This is a genomic window from Legionella bononiensis (assembly GCF_016786215.1).
GTDB lineage: Bacteria > Pseudomonadota > Gammaproteobacteria > Legionellales > Legionellaceae > Legionella > Legionella bononiensis.
In genome coordinates this window covers 345,259-362,393 of sequence record NZ_JADOBG010000010.1, presented here as the reverse complement: position 1 = coordinate 362,393, position 17,135 = coordinate 345,259, and the positions used below count along the sequence as shown (strand labels likewise).

The following is a 17,135-nucleotide window of genomic DNA, read 5'->3' as shown; positions in this document are numbered from 1 at the left end:
GTTTTTGCAATTTCGATTCTGACTTCCCGCGACTTGATCCTGAGAGCTCCTTACTTTTATCAAGTTGTCATCCTCGCGAAAGCGGGGATCCATCCTAAAAGTTAGCACAATCCTAGATTGTTGCATGGATCCCCGCTTTCGCGAGGATGACGTATAAAAAGTGAGAGGCGCCGTGGATTAGTTTGCGAGACGTAGATAATTAATTGAGTAGCTGTCAACACACACTGTCGAAAGTATAGTCGATTTAATGGTTGAGTAATAATAAATCCACTCTCAATTGTGTAATAATTTAAGAGAACGATGGTTATGGTAAGACATAGCAACCATTCCTAGATTATTTAGGAATGAAAACAGTGATCTTATATCCTCGTTAAACGCGATAAAATAACTCGTCCATCCATCAAGTGCCGCTGCAAACCTCTCTGGTTTTAAGTAAAGACGCACGCTGATTGAATGTATTTAAAGAATCATACTGAACTGCTATGATTAATTTATCTTGCCACACAGAACCATGAGCAGCATATAAAATGAATACACTCCATCAACAAGGTGCTAAATAAATGAAAACTTACGAAATGTACATTGATGGGAAATTTACTCCGGCCAAAAGTGGAGCAACGCGAAACATCTTTGATCCCGGCAATGGAGATTTGATTGCAACAGTGCCAGAAGCAAGCAAAGAAGATGCTGTTTTTGCTATAAAAGCAGCCCGTAAGGCTTTTGATGAGGGTAATTGGAGAAAAACACCCGCACTTGAGCGAAGCAAGCTGTTATTTAAAGTTGCTGAATTGATTCGTGTTAATGCTAAAAAATTAGCGGAACTGGAAACACGAAACTGTGGGAAGCCCTTGCCGGAGGCCGAGTATGATGTGGCCGATGCGGCGAACTGTTTTGAGTTTTATGCAGGATTAGCGACTAAAATTCATGGTGATACAATGTCCGTTCCAGCGAATTCCTTCAGTTATGTAGTACGCGAACCTATTGGAGTATGCGGTCAAATTATTCCATGGAATTTCCCTTTGCTTATGGCTTCCTGGAAACTTGCCCCAGCTCTTGCTGCAGGAAATACTCTAATATTAAAGCCTTCGGAACTAACACCGCTAACCGCACTGGAATTAATAAAACTGATTGATCAATGTGGATTTCCCGCCGGTGTGGTGAACCTTATTACCGGTGTGGGTTCTGAGGTAGGTGAAGAATTGGCACTTAATTCAATGGTGGATAAGATTGCTTTTACTGGCGGTACTGTTACTGGCAGAAAGATCATGCAAGCTGCTACAGGAAACTTAAAGAGAATATCGTTAGAGCTTGGTGGAAAAAATCCCAATATTGTTTTTGCAGACTCTGATCTTGAAATGGCGATTGATGGCGCTCTTTTTGGCGCTTTTGCAAATCAAGGTGAAGTCTGTTCCGCAGGATCTCGCTTGATAGTTGAACGTTCAATTCACAAAAAAATGGTTGAAGGAATGTTGCAAAAAATTTCCAATATTAAGCTTGGTCATGGTTTAGACGCAGGGGTAAAAATGGGTCCTCTGATTTCCGCCATCCATCGTGATAAAGTTGAAAACTTCATCAGGATTGGGATAGATGAGGGGGCCAAATTGATCTGTGGTGGTAAACGTCCAGCAGGTAGTGAGTTTTCAAAAGGGAATTTTCTTGAACCGACAATTTTTGATGACGTAAAGCCAACGATGCGTATCGCTCGCGAGGAGATATTTGGTCCCGTGCTTTCGGTTATTCCTTTTGATACAGAGGATGAAGCCATCCAAATTGCAAATGATACTGAGTATGGATTAGCTGCGGCTGTATGGACTAAGAATATAACTCGTGCGCATCGTGTCACGTCTCAACTCCGAGTAGGGATTCTGTGGGTAAATACCTATCATCCAACGTTTAATGAAATGCCATGGGGTGGCTACAAACAAAGTGGCTCTGGTCGTGAATTAGGATTATATGGGATAGAGGGCTATCTCGAGATCAAGCAAGTCAATATTAACCTCGATGAGTCACCAATTGGATGGTACTAATGATAAAAATTAACATTAAAACCCCTATACCAGGACCAAAATCACAGAAGTTAATGGAACAACGTCATAAACATGTGGCAAAGGGGCCATTTCATGTGACTCCTGTCTTTGTTGAAAGAGCAAAGGGATCTTTTGTAGAGGATGTCGATGGCAATGTCTTTCTGGATTTTTCGTCGGGATTTGGCGTTGTAAATACAGGGCATTGTCCTGATAATGTGGTTAATGCAATCAAGAAGCAGGCGGATCAATTTATTCATACTAGTTTCAATATACTTCCTTATGAGGGGTATATTAAAGTCTGTGAACAATTAAATCATCATACTCCTGGGAATTTTGAAAAAAAATCACTTCTTTTGAATTCAGGTGCTGAAGCAGTAGAAAATGCGATTAAAATTGCTCGCGCCTACAGTGGTAAACAATCGGTAATTTGCTTTGATCATGCCTATCATGGTCGTACTTATATGGCCATGACACTCACCTCGAAAAATAAACCTTATAAGCATGGATTCGGGCCATTTCTTTCTGAAGTCCATCGTGCTCCATTGCCCTATGAGTATCGTTGGAATGGACCACATTGCATTGAAGAGAGTTTTAATGACTTTACCGATCTGGTTACTTATCGTGTGGGGATTGAGAATATTGCAGCAGTGATATTAGAACCCATCCTGGGTGAGGGTGGATTTATACCGTTCCCAGTCCCATTTTTGCAAAAACTTCGAGAGTTTTGTACAACACATAAAATTATTTTAATTGCTGATGAAATTCAGACGGGCTTTGGGCGTACTGGAACGCTCTTTGCGATGAAAACCCTGGGAATAGATCCTGATCTCACAATAACAGCTAAAGGGCTTGGGGGAGGAACAGTGATTGCTGCAGTAACGGGTCGATCTGAAATGATGGATGCCGCGATGATTGGCGGGCTAGGTGGAACCTTTGCAGGAAATCCTCTTAGTTGTGCCGCAGCTCTTGAAGTATTTAAAATTTTTGAAGAAGGAAGTATTCTGAACAATGTTGCCGATCTTGCAAAGATACTTCAGTCCCGACTTGCTGGATTTAAAAACAAATATAAAGTGGTCGGTGATGTTCGTGGTTTAGGTGTGATGCAGGCCATTGAATTAGTGAAGGATAAAAACACCAAGGAACCTAATAAAGAAGCTGCTGAACAATTATCTAAATACTGTTTGGAACACGGATTAGTGATTTTAACCTGTGGAACCTATGGAAACGTCATACGACTTCACATGCCGTTAACAACGGATGTAACCCATTTGGAACTAGGACTTTCGATCATTGATGAAGGGCTTAAACAATTCGTCATGTAGATATTGGGTTAGGGATGGCGCTGAGGAATCATGACAAATAATTACTCACCTGATTAACTACAGACCTGTGTGAGTAATAAATACGTCATTCCCGCGAAGGCGGGAATCCATGTATCAAATTAGCACCTGATTTTGTTTGTTAAATGGATCCTCGCCTTCGCGAGGATGACGTCATTTAGCTCAGTGTGAATTAATAACGATCTATAGGGTGATTAAATAAATGCCAGGATTCCTCAGGGGATGGCGTCATCAGGACTAAGGAGCACGAGTTATTCACAGGATTTTTCATTAATACATGATGATAACTGTTATGAGGGTACGTCTCTGCTCCTGACCCTATTAATATGAATTAACTACTATTAGGCTTAGTTCAAGGTGGCATAAACAGTAACCAGTCCAGTAATATAATTTCCGGAGTTTTTCCCTTGTACGGGCATCCAGAGCGACGTCAGTATGCCTATTTTCGAGCTCAAGTTGTACTCAATTCCTGGCAAATAAGAAAAGCTGTATTGATTATCAGAACCATTTAGAGCCGGTATGCCAGCATGAGTAATTCCCGGGAGTCCGGAGAAAGTTGATTTGTTACTGTATAGATAATTTAACTCCAGAACTGCTACCCAGTTCTGAGTTAATTGATACTCTATAGCTGTGTCAGCTTGAAAAACATATCCTGTTTTGACTTGACCGTTTGTTCCAAAACCACCGCCATATGCATTAAAACCATTTACATGAACATTAGAAGGGAAGCGATAAGAAAATACTGAGCGATTGGCAAGATAATGCTGATTTTTAAACAGATAATATTTTTGGATAACAAGACCTGCCTGCTGGCCGTAAGCACCAGTGCCGTGTGCATCCAGTCCGTGAAGCTCTGGAGATAGATTAGTATATTTTCCTGTGGGAATGTATTGAGCCAGTGTCACTTTTACAAAGGGTTTCCAGGTATGAAGTTCACCTTTTAATAATTGTATTCCCATTAAGATACGTGAATCTTCAATTCCATCTGAGGATCTATTGAGCTGACTTTTTTGATCCAGTGAAATCAGTCCTTGCAGATCCAGAAAATCATTTAGTCCGTAAAATAGAAAATAGTCAGTATTGGTCTGATGAATATCCGGGGTGTTTATTTTTTTTTATTATTGGTAAAGGCTCCATAAATATCCGTATAAAAAACATAGGGTTGAATTGCGATGACCCCTTTTGGAACAGTTTTTCCGGAAATGGCAATAGCAGGTCCAGTAAACCAGGGTTCCAAGGCATATACTTTGAAGCAATAAAATAATAGCATCGCCAAGAAACAACCAGGTTTTAATTTCCGCATGTATTTTCTTATTTTGATACTCAATTTACCAATATAAAAAATAACATGTTTTAAATCAAGAATTATAGGATTCTTATAAACGCAGTATATATGAACTACGAAATTTTGTGGGGAATTAAGTAAATGTAAATCATTTTGTCTATGATCATATAAGGATACTAAATTAAGAGACAATCATGAGTGATGATAGATACGTTATGAAATCGGGTTTAGTTGAACAATCAAGTAATGATTGGGTAAATAAATTGTATGAGCGTTCACGGAACGATACCAAAATGGTTCCCAATCTGTTTAAGGTTATGGCAAATGCTCCTGAAGTATTGCAAACTTATCTCGATGCGTACACGATGTTTTCTCAATCCTCCGGGTTTTCCGCCAAAGAACAGCAAATTATATTTCTGATTATCAGTTATGAAAATGGCTGTGATTATTGTCTTGCTGCGCACTCTACGGTAGCAGATTTTACCGCTAAACTTGATCCTGCAATTACTGATGCAATACGCAATGATCGTGAAATTCCAGATGAACAATATAGGATTCTTGCCGATTTTACCCGGGAAATGTTATGGACCAGAGGACGGCCATCTGTAGAAAGAGTCAGAGAGTTTCTCTCGGCTGGTTACACAGAAAAGCAAATTCTGGACATTGTTTTGGCGATTTCGGCAAAAACTTTATCCAATTATACAAACCATTTGTTTAACACTCCTGTGGATCCTGTATTCAAGGCGCGCGAATTTAAGCTGGTTCAATTTGCGACACGTGTATTTCAATTGTTTAGTCCCAAAAAATAATACCCTCGAGGTGTTATGATAATAAATGAGTGTAAAAGTTTGGTAAAATTAACAAGATATCCAATTATCATTTTTATTCATCTATATACTTGAATTTCCAAAATACGTAAGCAAACTAGTGATCAATCAAAGTACAGTAAGAGTTTTATGAAAGAAACCATGTTGTTTAGAGCGCGTATTGCACCTGTCAACATGACAAGCTATAGAGCATAAGAGGTTAAGATGAATAATATAAAACTAAAAAATAAAGGTGCATATATACTAGGATTGATAGGATTACTTCCAATAAGTAACATGGCTTTAGCGCAATCACCCTGTCAAAGTGGTATGTCAATTAGCTTTGACTTAACTCAGACGCACAATGCAAGCATAAAAAAGGAAAATACTTACATAGTAGTTTTAGGTTTAAACCCTGCTACAAATAAGCATACGTATGTTAAGTTTGATGGCGGAAATAAACTAGGAACCTTATTTGATATCGACAATAAAACAATAAACGGGAAGGATTTTGGGATCCCTTTATCACAATTAACCCAAGATGATTCTGGTTTAGCAAACGCATGCATTCCACATATTACCTCTGCTCGAATATATCTTTCTTTTGGTAATCCATTGGATATGCCTACTGATGATAAAACTTTGACGCCGAAACAACCTGATGTGAATAATCCACTGACTACAACGAATGGCACTCTATTTGATAAAGTTGAATTTAACTACAGTACAAGTGGTGAAACAGTGATCAATCCAACCGGGGTGGATTTTTTCGCAATTCCTTATACCATTAAACAAGGCGGCCATGAGTATGGACATATAGGTGGTATAGAGGGTGTGATATCCAATATGAAAACCATAGTATGCGGTGCTTTGGATTTATCGCCTGATTCATCTGCATGTGCAACCCAGTGGCAGCAGTCTGAGTGGTCTGGTTTAGTTAAGTACGATGAGGAACATAACTTGATGAGAGTGGATGCTCCGGGTAGAGCTGGAAACAGTTTTACAGGTTATTTCAATAATTATTTGAATGACTTAAGTCAATACTACTCCTCAAATATGAACCGCTCTATAAAAATTGACTTAAGCGAATTGAAGCAAGGAATTTGGTCTGGTTCTTTCATTCCTGGTACTAAAACCATAGTTTTTAAACAAGATGCTGGAACTAACTTAAAAACTTATTCTTATGACTTAAGTTTATCCCAAACGAGTAATTCAATATTAATGGGCGCTCAAGCACCTTTTAATAATACAGACGCTATTGACTCAACTATTGCCAGAGATCTAACTTCTGCAGTGGTTTCAGGAATGTTAATGCGTAAAGAAAGCGCCTTTATGGGCAAAGATTTTTTTGATGAGCGTGGCAACCCTGTTTTTAAAAATAAACAACAAATGCAAAACCTAATAGAATTCTATTTTAATAATGTGGATAATTCAGTTGATTACTCACAAAATCAATGTGGTGCAGCTGGAAATGCCCCCTGTGTGAATGTTTATTCTGAGGCGATGCATGCCCTAAGTAGTGATCGCTATATTCAGCATCCGCAGCAGAGTTTTCTTAACTCCTATGCTTTTGCTTATGATGACTTTCTCGGCATGGATGGTACCAATACCCAAACTGATGCGCTGCCAGCTACCGTTGTTATTGGTGATATGAACAATCGTAAGATTCCTCATATTGAATAACTTCCTTTAAATGCTATGAGATAATACTTGAGCATTATGGTCACTGCCATTAAGTTAAGGGGGGGGCTATTTTTGTAGCCTGTATTAGCGAAGCGTAATACAGGGAAATAATGGAGTTTGTAGCCACTTAGATCCTGTATTATGCTTCGCTAATACAGGCTACTCAGACTTAACTTAATGGCAGTGAACATTATGGTCTGCCAGATGTGTACTAATTATTGTTCTAAATGAGAACTTGAATTAGGTAGGGATAGTATTTCTGGCAACCTGTATCGAGCATATCAGGCTTACTGTTAGAAGTAAGGTTTCACACAATAAGCCCAAAATCCCTACAATGAGCTTAAAGTGGGTGAATTCACTGTACTGAAATACAAAAAATGGATCAATAATAACCAGGCGGTTTATAACTCTCAGCAACTTTGGGATCTACATCTTTTAGCAAATCAGGAAACTGTGCTTTTAATTTTCTAATTACATCACCAAAAGAGTTAGGGCCTTTTTCCTGTTCGACGCCAAACCGTGTTAATTCTTGAAGTAGTTCATAAGTAGGATGAATAATCATTTCATCTCTATACCGAGGTTTCTTAAGATAAGCTTTTCTTGCTATCTCTCCTATTTCTATAAGGGTAGAGGCATTCATTAGACTATCAAAATGCTTGGGATTTTTTTTGACACCTAATAAACCCACTACACGATTGGCAAGTAATATCGAAATTATTTCTCGAATTTTAAGTACCTCAGGGGTAATAATTACATTGTGTTTTATATCAATTTTAGTAGTTGCTTTTGCCTGAAAATCATCATAAAAAGACAGTTCCCCATTATTTTTATACGTAATATATAATCGTTCACCTGGGTGTTTGATATAAAACGTTTTATCAAACTTCACATTATAATTACATTCAACTTTATCGATAAAGTGATCAATATCTCCCACACCATATTCTATTAACGCGCTATTCGGAGCAACCAAATACAAAGTGAACTCCGAAGGAATAATTGAATAAGACAAATTACGAGCTGCCGGGTTATTAGATGTCGCATTCATATGAAGCATATATTGGTTCTGAGGATCGTACTTACTGACAGCAATTACGACATGACATCCAGTCATTGCGCCAGATAGAGCCATGTCGCGAACTTCCTGACGCCCCATACGTTCATCAATAACTTCCGTCTTAAAACGATTACTTTCTTTTCCTCCAGTCAGTTGAATCTCAACAAGCTCTTCTTTTTTGCGCATATTCGCAGCCATAGATGTGTGCCCTGTACGTTAATTGCTTGATGCATCATAGCAAAAAATTGGCGATTATAGTGAATTCTAAACTGTACGTTTCGTGTAGTGCGGAATTGTTCAAACAGGATTAAAAAACATTATTGGTGATAATGAATTAAGGAGTGCAGCTCATTGTTTAAAGAAGGGTATCATCCCATGTTAACCTCGAGAGCCATATAGGTGTAGAGGGTTCTCGGGAATACAGTTCAGAAGAAGCCGGGAATGCTATTTTCTTCTTCCTATTAAATCGCACAATCAATCAGAATATATAGAGTTGAAGTTCAGTTTGTGCCAAGTTTATTGAAATTAACAACAACAGTTCATTTAGCCATTGCACTTTCTATTCGTTTCGCTTTAGGATAGTGATGTCACAATCCCGAAGGAATTAGGGAGGCAGTGTATACTGAAGGAAATCGATGTTTGAACTCATTTCTCTTTGGTATCATTGGAATTTAAGGGTTAAAAGATTGATTAACTGATAAACAAGGAGCGTTTGTGAGTTTAACCAAAGCCAAGGTTATCGACTATTTGTTAAAAGTGAATTCTTTAAATGTAATCGATAATCATCAAGTCAAGGATGATAAAGGTAATAAGACGGGTCAAACAACGTTAGCTATTGAAATTGGACAAGAATGGATTAACCAGATCCTCGAACAGGATTGTATGTCGGGACACATAAGAATCACAGAGAATGAACGGAACGCATTAATTGCTTTGCGAGAAGCGATAGACGGCTTACCAACTTCATGGAGTATTCAAGCGCTGATGTCAATAATGGATTTGAACAGAATACAAAATAATTTGTTTGAATCAATTACCTCATACATAGCAAGTATTTCTCAAGTTGAAGAACATACAACCTTGTTAAAAGCAGTTGTCCTGGTACTTAAAATTATAGAATATGATTTAAGTAAAAAAGAAGGTCCAATAACTATAGGCTACGGATTTTTCAAGATGGTTGTTTTATCTGACGAACAGCGAAAGGCAAATCACATCAGGATTAATGAACTTAGGACGAATATTATTCAAAAATTTGACTCATATTATGAGCCAGAGCAGACCTGTTCAACGAGCCTGGAACATTTTGATGAGTTAAATCATCAGTTTCAAAAGCTGAGCTTTGGTTTATAGGACAAAAGGTACCTTATATCCTTTCATTTGGGCTAATTACCAGTCCCTAGCCGTCAAATCAAAAGTAGCCTGGATGAAGCACAGCGAAATCCAGGAGGCCTATGCGCAGCATAGTACCTTTTTAATCGGTGCCCGCTTCGCGGGACTTCCCGGATTACGCGCTACGCACTTCATCCAGGCTACATTAAATACAGAAATTCCCTAGCGAGACGGCTAGAAGTCACCATGCTCCATAGCCGTCAAATCAAAAGTAGAATGTGTTCCCTGAGCGAAAACCCTCATCCCCAGCCCTTCTCCCTTTAAAAAAGGGAGAAGGGAGCAAAGCTAAGCCTGTATTCATTATCTGTGTTCAAATTAAACGCTATTTATATCGGACGGTTTTGTGCTTTACCTGGAGTGTATTGCCAATTGGTCTCAATGAGAACGTGCTGCGGTTGTAAGACCGCAGCATCCATCAATCGCAACTCACAACTGTCAAACTGAGGGATAGACCCTACTTTGGAGAATTTAAGATGACCTCCATCCCACCCAAATAGGGTTTTAGGACATTGGGTATATGAATAGCTCCTTCTTTATCCTGATAATTCTCCATAATAGCAACCAGAGTTCTACCTACAGCTAACCCTGAACCATTTAAAGTATGAACCAATTCGATTTCGTTGGATTCTGGATTACGGTAACGCGCTTTCATCCGACGCGCTTGAAAGGCTTCCATATTTGAACATGAAGAAATTTCTCTATAAGTATTCTGACTGGGTAACCATACTTCAAGATCATAGGTTTTTGCAGAACCAGCTCCCATATCACCGGTGCACAGCGCAAGAACTCGATAAGGTAGCTCCAATCGCTGCAATATCACTTCGGCATGATGGGTTAACTGCTCCAGGGCATCATAAGAATCTTCTGGCTTCGTTATCCAAACTAATTCTACTTTTTCGAATTGATGTTGACGAATCATCCCTTTGGTATCTTTTCCATAAGATCCTGCCTCACTTCTAAAACAAGGTGAATGGCATGCATAACGCACAGGTAACGATTCGACAGATAAAATAGAATCCCTTACAGTATTAGTTACCGGTATTTCAGCTGTAGAAGTCAAATAATAACCATTATCACCAGTAAGTTTAAACAAATCCTCTTCAAATTTTGGTAATTGCCCAGTACCGAGTAGACTGTCAGAATTCACAATATAAGGTACATAGATCTCTTGATAGCCATGCTGTTGGGTATGCGTATCAAGCATAAACTGAATTAATGCACGGTGCAGTCTTGCTATTTGATTTTTCATCACCACAAAACGGCTTCCAGTAATTTTAGCTGCCAGAGCAAAATCCATTTGTCCCAGTGCATCACCTAATTCATCATGAGATTTCACTGGAAAATCATATTCAGGGACCGTGCCCCAACGTCGTACTTCCTTGTTATCCTGCTCATCCTTGCCTACCGGCACTGATTCATGCGGAATATTAGGCAGAGATAAAGCAATTGCCTCGATTTGCTGTAATACTGATTCCAGTTCTGTTTTTTGTTGCTCTAATCGAACTCCCAGTTGATTGACCTCTTCTCGCATGGGTTCTATATCTTCACCGCGAGATTTTGCTGCGCCAATAGCTTTGGAACGCATATTTCGCTCATTTTGCAGCGACTGTGTACTAACTTGTAATGCTTTACGTTTTTCTTCCAATTCAGAAAATGCATTCACATCAAATTTAAAGCCACGCTTTAAAAGTTGAGCGGCAACATGCTGGGGGTTTTCACGAAGTAATTGATTATCTAACATAAGTAAACACTCTAAGTATTAAGTTGGATCAAGGTATCCTGCAAGCAAACATCGAGCAACAAAAGTACCCACAAGTACCATTGTCAGGGCTCCGATATTATTAACTACAATATTAATCAGCAATTTTAACCATTGCCCCTGTTCAAACATAAACAATGACTCAGCAGCAAAACTTGAGAACGTAGTAAATGCACCTAAAAAACCAGTAAAGAAAAACAAACGCCAATACTCTTCAGCACTGAAACGCCCCACTAATAAAGTAAGAAAGAAACCTGCTAAAAAGGAACCTAAAGTATTGACAATCAAAGTGCCATAAGGAAATCGTAATCCCCATAGATTCTGCGCAAAAATTACTGTGGCATAACGTGAAATTGCTCCCAAAGACCCTCCAAAAGCTACAGCGAGGTAGGGAGCAATCATCATCTATCTCACAATACCGCGGGTAGATTGATTCAGAGCATCAATCATTGGAATTACCTCAGGACATTCACTCTGCATTAACTCCAGTTCTGCTACAGCTTGTTGAACCGTCAAACCTTTTCGGAAAATAATTTTATAAGCCCGTCTTAAACTGTCAATTGCTGAGGAAGAAAAACCCCGTCTGCGCAATCCAACAGTATTTATTCCACATGCAGAAGTAGTATGTCCCGCAATCATGACATAAGGTAATACATCTTTAGTTACGTACGTTGCACGCGCAATAAATGCATAAGCACCTACATGACAAAACTGATGCACCGCAGCATAAGGACCAATTATTGCGAAATCATTGACAATGACATGTCCTGATAAGGCCGCATAGTTCACCATAATAATCTGGTCACCAACCATACAATCATGACCTATATGGGAATAAGCCATTAAAAAATTGTTATTTCCAACACGGGTAACACCACCGCCTTTGACGGTGCCACGGCTAATCATGCAGTACTCACGTATTACATTATTATCACCAATTTCCAAACGTGTCGGTTCACCTTTATAAGTGATATCCTGAGGTTCATCACCTACTGAAGCAAATTGAAATATTTTATTATTTTTACCAATCGTTGTTGGTCCCTCTATCACTACATGAGGACCAATCCAGGTATTTTCACCAATCTCAACATCTGCACCTATAACTGTACCAGGGCCAATAGATACCCCTTTTCCCAGCTTTGCAGATGGATGAATCATCGCTCTTTCATCTATCACTTTAGAATTTCCTTTGCTGCGCTTAATAAGTCTGCGGAACAAGCCAATTTATCACCTACATAAGCTTCACCATGCATACGCCAAAAATCTCTCTTTTGTCCTATTAACTTTACTTCCAACCTTAATTGATCACCTGGCGTAACAATCTGTTTAAAGCGCGCATTATCAATTCCTGCAAAATAATGCAAAAATTCATGCCCTTCTTTAGGTTGCCGGGAAAGATTGGATAAAATTGCACAGGCTTGAGCTAATGCTTCAAGCATTAATACACCTGGCATAATTGGATTGCCTGGAAAATGACCAGTAAAAAAGTTCTCATTAATGGTAACATTTTTGATGGCTGTCAAATAATCCATTTTTTTATAATCCAGGACTCTGTCAACCAAAATAAATGGATAACGGTGCGGTAACAAATTTATTATCTGGTTTATATCAATATACTCACTCATACACTGTTTCTCATTTAATCATTTCATCATTGAATTCTATAAAAGAATATTCATTATCTTGTTTTACACTGCTCTAATCAATCTTAAAATTCAAAAATATCCAACTAATCACTTTAATCAATCGGAATTTTGAATGAATCAGTACCCCTGCTTTATCTATATCAATGAATCATCATTCTTTAATTGTTTCTCTAACAGACCCAATTTAATCATATAATCATCCAGACGTTTGAATCGCGCTGCATTTCGACGCCAGCGATCATGTTCATGTACTAAAGTTCCTGATGAATAAATACCCGACTTGGCTATTGATTTACTCACTGTCGACATACCCGTGATAACAGTGTCATCGGTTAATCGAACGTAAGCGGCAATACAACTTGCCCCACCGATAATACAATCAGAACCAATATGTGCATAAGCACCTATAGCAGCACATCCGGCTATTGCTGTATTACTCCCAATAAACACATCATGAGCTATCTGCACCAGATTATCTACGCAAACACCTTCGCCCAGATAGGTATCGCTCAGAGAACCCCTATCAATTACCGTATTGGCACCGAGTTGTACTTCATCGGAAAGAATGACCGCACCAACATCTGGACCTTGCTGCCATACCCCATGCTGTTTCATATAATTAAAGGGAGATGAACCAATAATGCAACCTGAATTAACACGGACATTATTTCCCAGACGACACCCTGAATGAATCATTACGCCACAACCAATCCGGCTGTCTTTTCCGATTGATACAGCAGATTCAATAACTGTATTAGCTCCAAGAATGACACCATCGGCTATTTGAACATGTTCACCAATTACACTATAAGCGCCAATCGAAACTTGGTTGCCCAATTGTGCGGAGTGATGAATCCGAGCTGTCTCATGTATTCCCAAATTAGGAGATTCGCCAGGGGAAAACAGTTTAACTGCTTCATTCATTGAGGCAAGAGGATTAGAAACCACTATAGAATTCACCGGACACAAATGCACATGCTCTGATTTCAGAATAACAGCACCTGCGGCAGTTTGAGTTAGTGTATTGTGCAACAAAGGGTTATCAAAATAAGCGACATCTTTAGACGTAGCACGTACCAGAGAGGATAAACCAAAGATGGCGTGATTGGCATTTCCATGCCAGACGCCATCTAAAAAATCAGCTAATTGCGCAAGGGTCAGCAACTCGTCCGCCGAACTAGTTAATTGCTTTAATAACTTTGTCGGTTACATCTAATGAATCAGAGCTGAATGGAGTTGCATCTTTTTGAACAATGATGTCGTACTTTTCGTCTTTAGCAATTTTAGAGATTGCAGCACGAACTTTAGTGTACAGTCCTTCCATAGCTTCATTATGAGCAGTACTTAATTCTTGTTGATATTGTTGTCCATCTCGCTCAAATTGTTGTTGTGCAGCAACAATTTTCTTTTCCAAATCTTTCTTTTGTGTAGCACTCATAATAGCGCCATCACGCTTGAATTTTTCCATGTCGCTTTTCAGGCTTGCTTCTACAGACATTAACTTGTCACGACGTGGTTTAAATTCTTTTTCCAGTTTTGCCTGGATGTCTTTCATTTGACTGGATGTCTGCATGATTTTTTGTAAATCAACAACACCTATCTTTGCCCAATCAGCAAATACACTTGTGCCAAATAAACTAAAAACCAATGCGACTAATACCGCACCAAAACGTTTCATAATTATCTCCTAATTTAAAGATAGTGATGCTAGCACAATTCGAAAAAGGTTGCGATATGTACAGCAATAGTTTTCATTAATCCTTCTCATTATTACTTCCCTAATAACTTTCCCTAAAATCCTGAAGAAAGAGCAAATTGGAAATACTGTGTTTGATCCAGTGGTTGTGGATTCAACGCTTTCGCGACACTGAATGCCAACGGACCAAATGGAGAACGCCATTCTAATGATATACCGGCTGAATAACGCATTGGGCCAGCAGGAGTTCCACGTAAAGCATCAGGAGTTCCATAAGAAAACACATTACCCGCGTCAGTAAAAATTGTTGTTCTGATGTTATCACGGCTTAGTGGGTAAGGTAGTATGAGGCCAGCACTGGCATTAAGCAGGAGGTTCGCTCCCATAGCATTACCCATATTATCCTGTGGGCCTAAAGAGTAACTGTCATAACCACGAACCTGACCAGGTTGTGCAGTACCCCCTGCATAGTAGTTTTCAAAAAATGGCAACCCATTGTAACTGAAGGTATTTCCATAACCTACATTACCTAAAGCTGAAAAAATCCAGCCACGGAATAATGGATAATACACGTGCGCCTGATAAGAACTCTTATAATAGGTTAACGATTGTGAAGTTGCTGGCAGTGCAACGAAGGCAATTGCCTGCTGATTCAAACCTCTATTGGGATAAGGCATTTGATCATAGCTGTTTCTGCTCCATCCAGAAGTTAAGCGAATTTCCTGGAAATGAGTTCCATATAAATTAACGAAATTCTGAATTGGAATTACCGCGCCAACAGATTTGATATCGACATCCTGATAACCATACCCTAGCTGGAAGCTGCTTGCTTCACCCAAAGGAAAATTATAATTAATATCTCCGCCAAATCGATTTGAGCTGTAAGTACTGACGTTTAGATTTTTAGGGTCGATCCTTGAATAATACAAACTGCCGCCTCGTCCAACACCCGTATCGGTATAGAATGGATTGTAATAATTAAAAGAATAATCCTGTCCCCATTGACTGGCATTAAAAGACGCCCCCATGGAGCGCCCTGTTCCCATAAAGTTATGCTGATTTACTGAAGTATTAAATTGATATCCATTAGTACCGTAACCTATCGATGCACTTGCCTCGGCAGATGGCGCTTCTTCAACCTGCACGTCCAAATCAACCTGATTATTGGTTCCCTGAACAGGATTGGTTTTAACATCAATATTTTTTAAATAACCAAGTAAACGTAATTGTCTCTCTGATTCTTTAATATTATGTAAGGATAAGAGCCCACCTTCATTCTGACGGATTATATTTCTTAAGACATAATCTGCCGTTTTAGTATTTCCGTGAAAATTAATTCTACGGACATAAACATGACGACCGGGTTCCACCACAAAGGTAATAAAGACAGATTTGTCATTCTCATCAATCCTTGGCTCAGCACTTATTGCAGGGAAACCATAGCCCACATCACCTAAAGCCAAACCGATTGCAGAGATAGATTCAGTCACTTTTTTCCGGGAAAATACATCACCCTTTTTCACTTGCACCAGAGGATCAATTTTTTCTTTTGGCAGTATGGTTTTCCCAACTACTGAATATCCTGAAAAATGGTATTGTGGTCCTTCTTCAATATGAACATTAATATAAACATCTTTCCTGTCTGGAGATAATAAGACCTGAGATGAAACAATATTAAATTTCAAATAGCCTCGGTCCAAATAAAAAGAACGCAACGCTTCCAGAGATGCGTCCATTGATGCTTTGGAATACTGATCTTTTTTAGTAAAATAAGTAAATATATTACTGGTTGTCAATGCAAATTCAGGTAACAATTCATTAGTAGTAAAATCGTGATTACCTATTATTTTTATTTCTTTAATTCGAGAAACACGACCTTCTGAAACTGAAATGGTAATAGCTACCCTGTTTTCAGTTAATGAAGAAACTTTGGCTTCAATACGTGAATTGTATTTACCTCGGGCGGTATAGGCTTGTTTCAGCTCTTTCTCCAGTCGCTCTAAAGATGACTTTTGAAATACGCGACCCTTGACCAACCCCATTTCTTTGAGAAAGGCTTTCATTTTATCACTGGGAATGTCTTTATTTCCAACAACAGTGATGCTGCCAATAGTTGCTCTTTCCACCACATTGACGATCAGAATGTTTCCTTGACGTTCAAGTGAAACAGACTGAAAAAATCCAGTATCATATAAAGTACGAATAATCTGACCTGTTGAACTGGAATTTATTTCTTCACCAACTTGTACGGGAATGTAATTTAATACGGTTCCAGTAGATACCCTTTGTAATCCGGTAACTTTGATACCCCGAACTATAAAGCCATCAGAAGCCATAGTTTGTGCGGACCACGCCAAAAGAGTAGAACAACAAACACCCAAAATTATTTTATTACTGACTTTTCTCATTATTTTTTTACGTCCAGTACTACGCGATCTTCTGAAATT

At 38.9% G+C, this 17,135-nt stretch carries 16 protein-coding genes; 6 read left to right on the top strand and 10 right to left on the bottom strand.

Features of this window, described 5'->3' with window-relative positions; translation table 11 throughout:
• Positions 1-560: 560 nt before the first annotated feature.
• Entirely contained in the window at positions 561-2,027 is a 1,467-nt protein-coding gene (locus IZU94_RS06875; RefSeq protein ID WP_203109257.1) for an aldehyde dehydrogenase family protein, read from the top strand.
• Positions 2,027-3,349: a 4-aminobutyrate--2-oxoglutarate transaminase gene (gabT, locus tag IZU94_RS06870; RefSeq protein WP_203109255.1), complete on the top strand. Its 1,323-nt coding sequence runs from the start codon at positions 2,027-2,029 to the stop codon at positions 3,347-3,349. Before IZU94_RS06875 ends, gabT begins: the two co-directional genes overlap by 1 nt.
• A 365-nt stretch (positions 3,350-3,714) precedes the next feature.
• On the opposite strand, the gene IZU94_RS06865 is transcribed toward gabT, so the two are convergent.
• Both IZU94_RS06865 and IZU94_RS06860 read right to left on the bottom strand, forming a co-directional pair.
• Positions 3,715-4,326, bottom strand: a complete 612-nt coding sequence (locus IZU94_RS06865; protein WP_203109253.1) for a hypothetical protein — start codon at positions 4,324-4,326, stop codon at positions 3,715-3,717.
• A gap of 146 nt (positions 4,327-4,472) precedes the next feature.
• A complete protein-coding gene (locus tag IZU94_RS06860; RefSeq protein ID WP_203109251.1) occupies positions 4,473-4,670 on the bottom strand; it encodes a hypothetical protein in 198 nt (65 codons plus the stop codon).
• Positions 4,671-4,846: 176 nt separating this feature from the next.
• Between IZU94_RS06860 and IZU94_RS06855 the strand changes: the two genes are divergently transcribed.
• Positions 4,847-5,461, top strand: coding sequence for a carboxymuconolactone decarboxylase family protein (locus tag IZU94_RS06855; protein ID WP_203109249.1), 615 nt, complete (start codon positions 4,847-4,849; stop codon positions 5,459-5,461).
• Positions 5,462-5,683: 222 nt separating this feature from the next.
• A complete protein-coding gene (locus IZU94_RS06850; RefSeq protein WP_238400361.1) occupies positions 5,684-7,141 on the top strand; it encodes a beta-1,3-glucanase family protein in 1,458 nt (485 codons plus the stop codon).
• 382 nt (positions 7,142-7,523) lie between these two features.
• On the opposite strand, the gene IZU94_RS06845 is transcribed toward IZU94_RS06850, so the two are convergent.
• Positions 7,524-8,384 (bottom strand): hypothetical protein, encoded by an 861-nt coding sequence (locus IZU94_RS06845; RefSeq protein WP_203109247.1) that lies wholly within the window; start codon positions 8,382-8,384, stop codon positions 7,524-7,526.
• Between the two features lie 528 nt (positions 8,385-8,912).
• Between IZU94_RS06845 and IZU94_RS06840 the strand changes: the two genes are divergently transcribed.
• Complete coding sequence (locus IZU94_RS06840) at positions 8,913-9,548, top strand: hypothetical protein (RefSeq protein ID WP_203109245.1); 636 nt, start codon at positions 8,913-8,915, stop codon at positions 9,546-9,548.
• Between the two features lie 73 nt (positions 9,549-9,621).
• On the top strand, positions 9,622-9,753 hold the full coding sequence (locus IZU94_RS18305) for a hypothetical protein (RefSeq protein WP_255542212.1): 132 nt from the start codon (positions 9,622-9,624) through the stop codon (positions 9,751-9,753).
• A 288-nt stretch (positions 9,754-10,041) separates the two neighbouring features.
• Here the strand turns inward: IZU94_RS18305 and serS are convergent, their stop codons facing one another.
• The 7 genes from serS to bamA form a co-directional block, all read right to left on the bottom strand.
• Positions 10,042-11,328 carry a serine--tRNA ligase gene (gene serS / locus IZU94_RS06835; RefSeq protein ID WP_203109243.1) on the bottom strand — a complete coding sequence of 429 codons (1,287 nt, stop codon included), beginning with the start codon at positions 11,326-11,328 and terminating at the stop codon, positions 10,042-10,044.
• A gap of 18 nt (positions 11,329-11,346) precedes the next feature.
• Positions 11,347-11,751, bottom strand: coding sequence for a fluoride efflux transporter CrcB (crcB, locus tag IZU94_RS06830; protein ID WP_203109241.1), 405 nt, complete (start codon positions 11,749-11,751; stop codon positions 11,347-11,349).
• Positions 11,752-12,522 carry an acyl-ACP--UDP-N-acetylglucosamine O-acyltransferase gene (gene lpxA, locus IZU94_RS06825; protein ID WP_203109239.1) on the bottom strand — a complete coding sequence of 257 codons (771 nt, stop codon included), beginning with the start codon at positions 12,520-12,522 and terminating at the stop codon, positions 11,752-11,754.
• A complete protein-coding gene (gene fabZ, locus IZU94_RS06820) occupies positions 12,519-12,971 on the bottom strand; it encodes a 3-hydroxyacyl-ACP dehydratase FabZ (protein WP_058472441.1) in 453 nt (150 codons plus the stop codon). The genes lpxA and fabZ overlap by 4 nt, the downstream gene beginning before the upstream one ends.
• 156 nt (positions 12,972-13,127) lie before the next feature.
• A complete protein-coding gene (lpxD, locus tag IZU94_RS06815; protein WP_203109237.1) occupies positions 13,128-14,156 on the bottom strand; it encodes a UDP-3-O-(3-hydroxymyristoyl)glucosamine N-acyltransferase in 1,029 nt (342 codons plus the stop codon).
• Positions 14,157-14,169: 13 nt separating this feature from the next.
• A complete protein-coding gene (locus IZU94_RS06810) occupies positions 14,170-14,670 on the bottom strand; it encodes an OmpH/Skp family outer membrane protein (protein ID WP_203109236.1) in 501 nt (166 codons plus the stop codon).
• Between the two features lie 113 nt (positions 14,671-14,783).
• Complete coding sequence (gene bamA / locus IZU94_RS06805) at positions 14,784-17,096, bottom strand: outer membrane protein assembly factor BamA (RefSeq protein ID WP_203109233.1); 2,313 nt, start codon at positions 17,094-17,096, stop codon at positions 14,784-14,786.
• Positions 17,097-17,135: the final 39 nt, after the last annotated feature.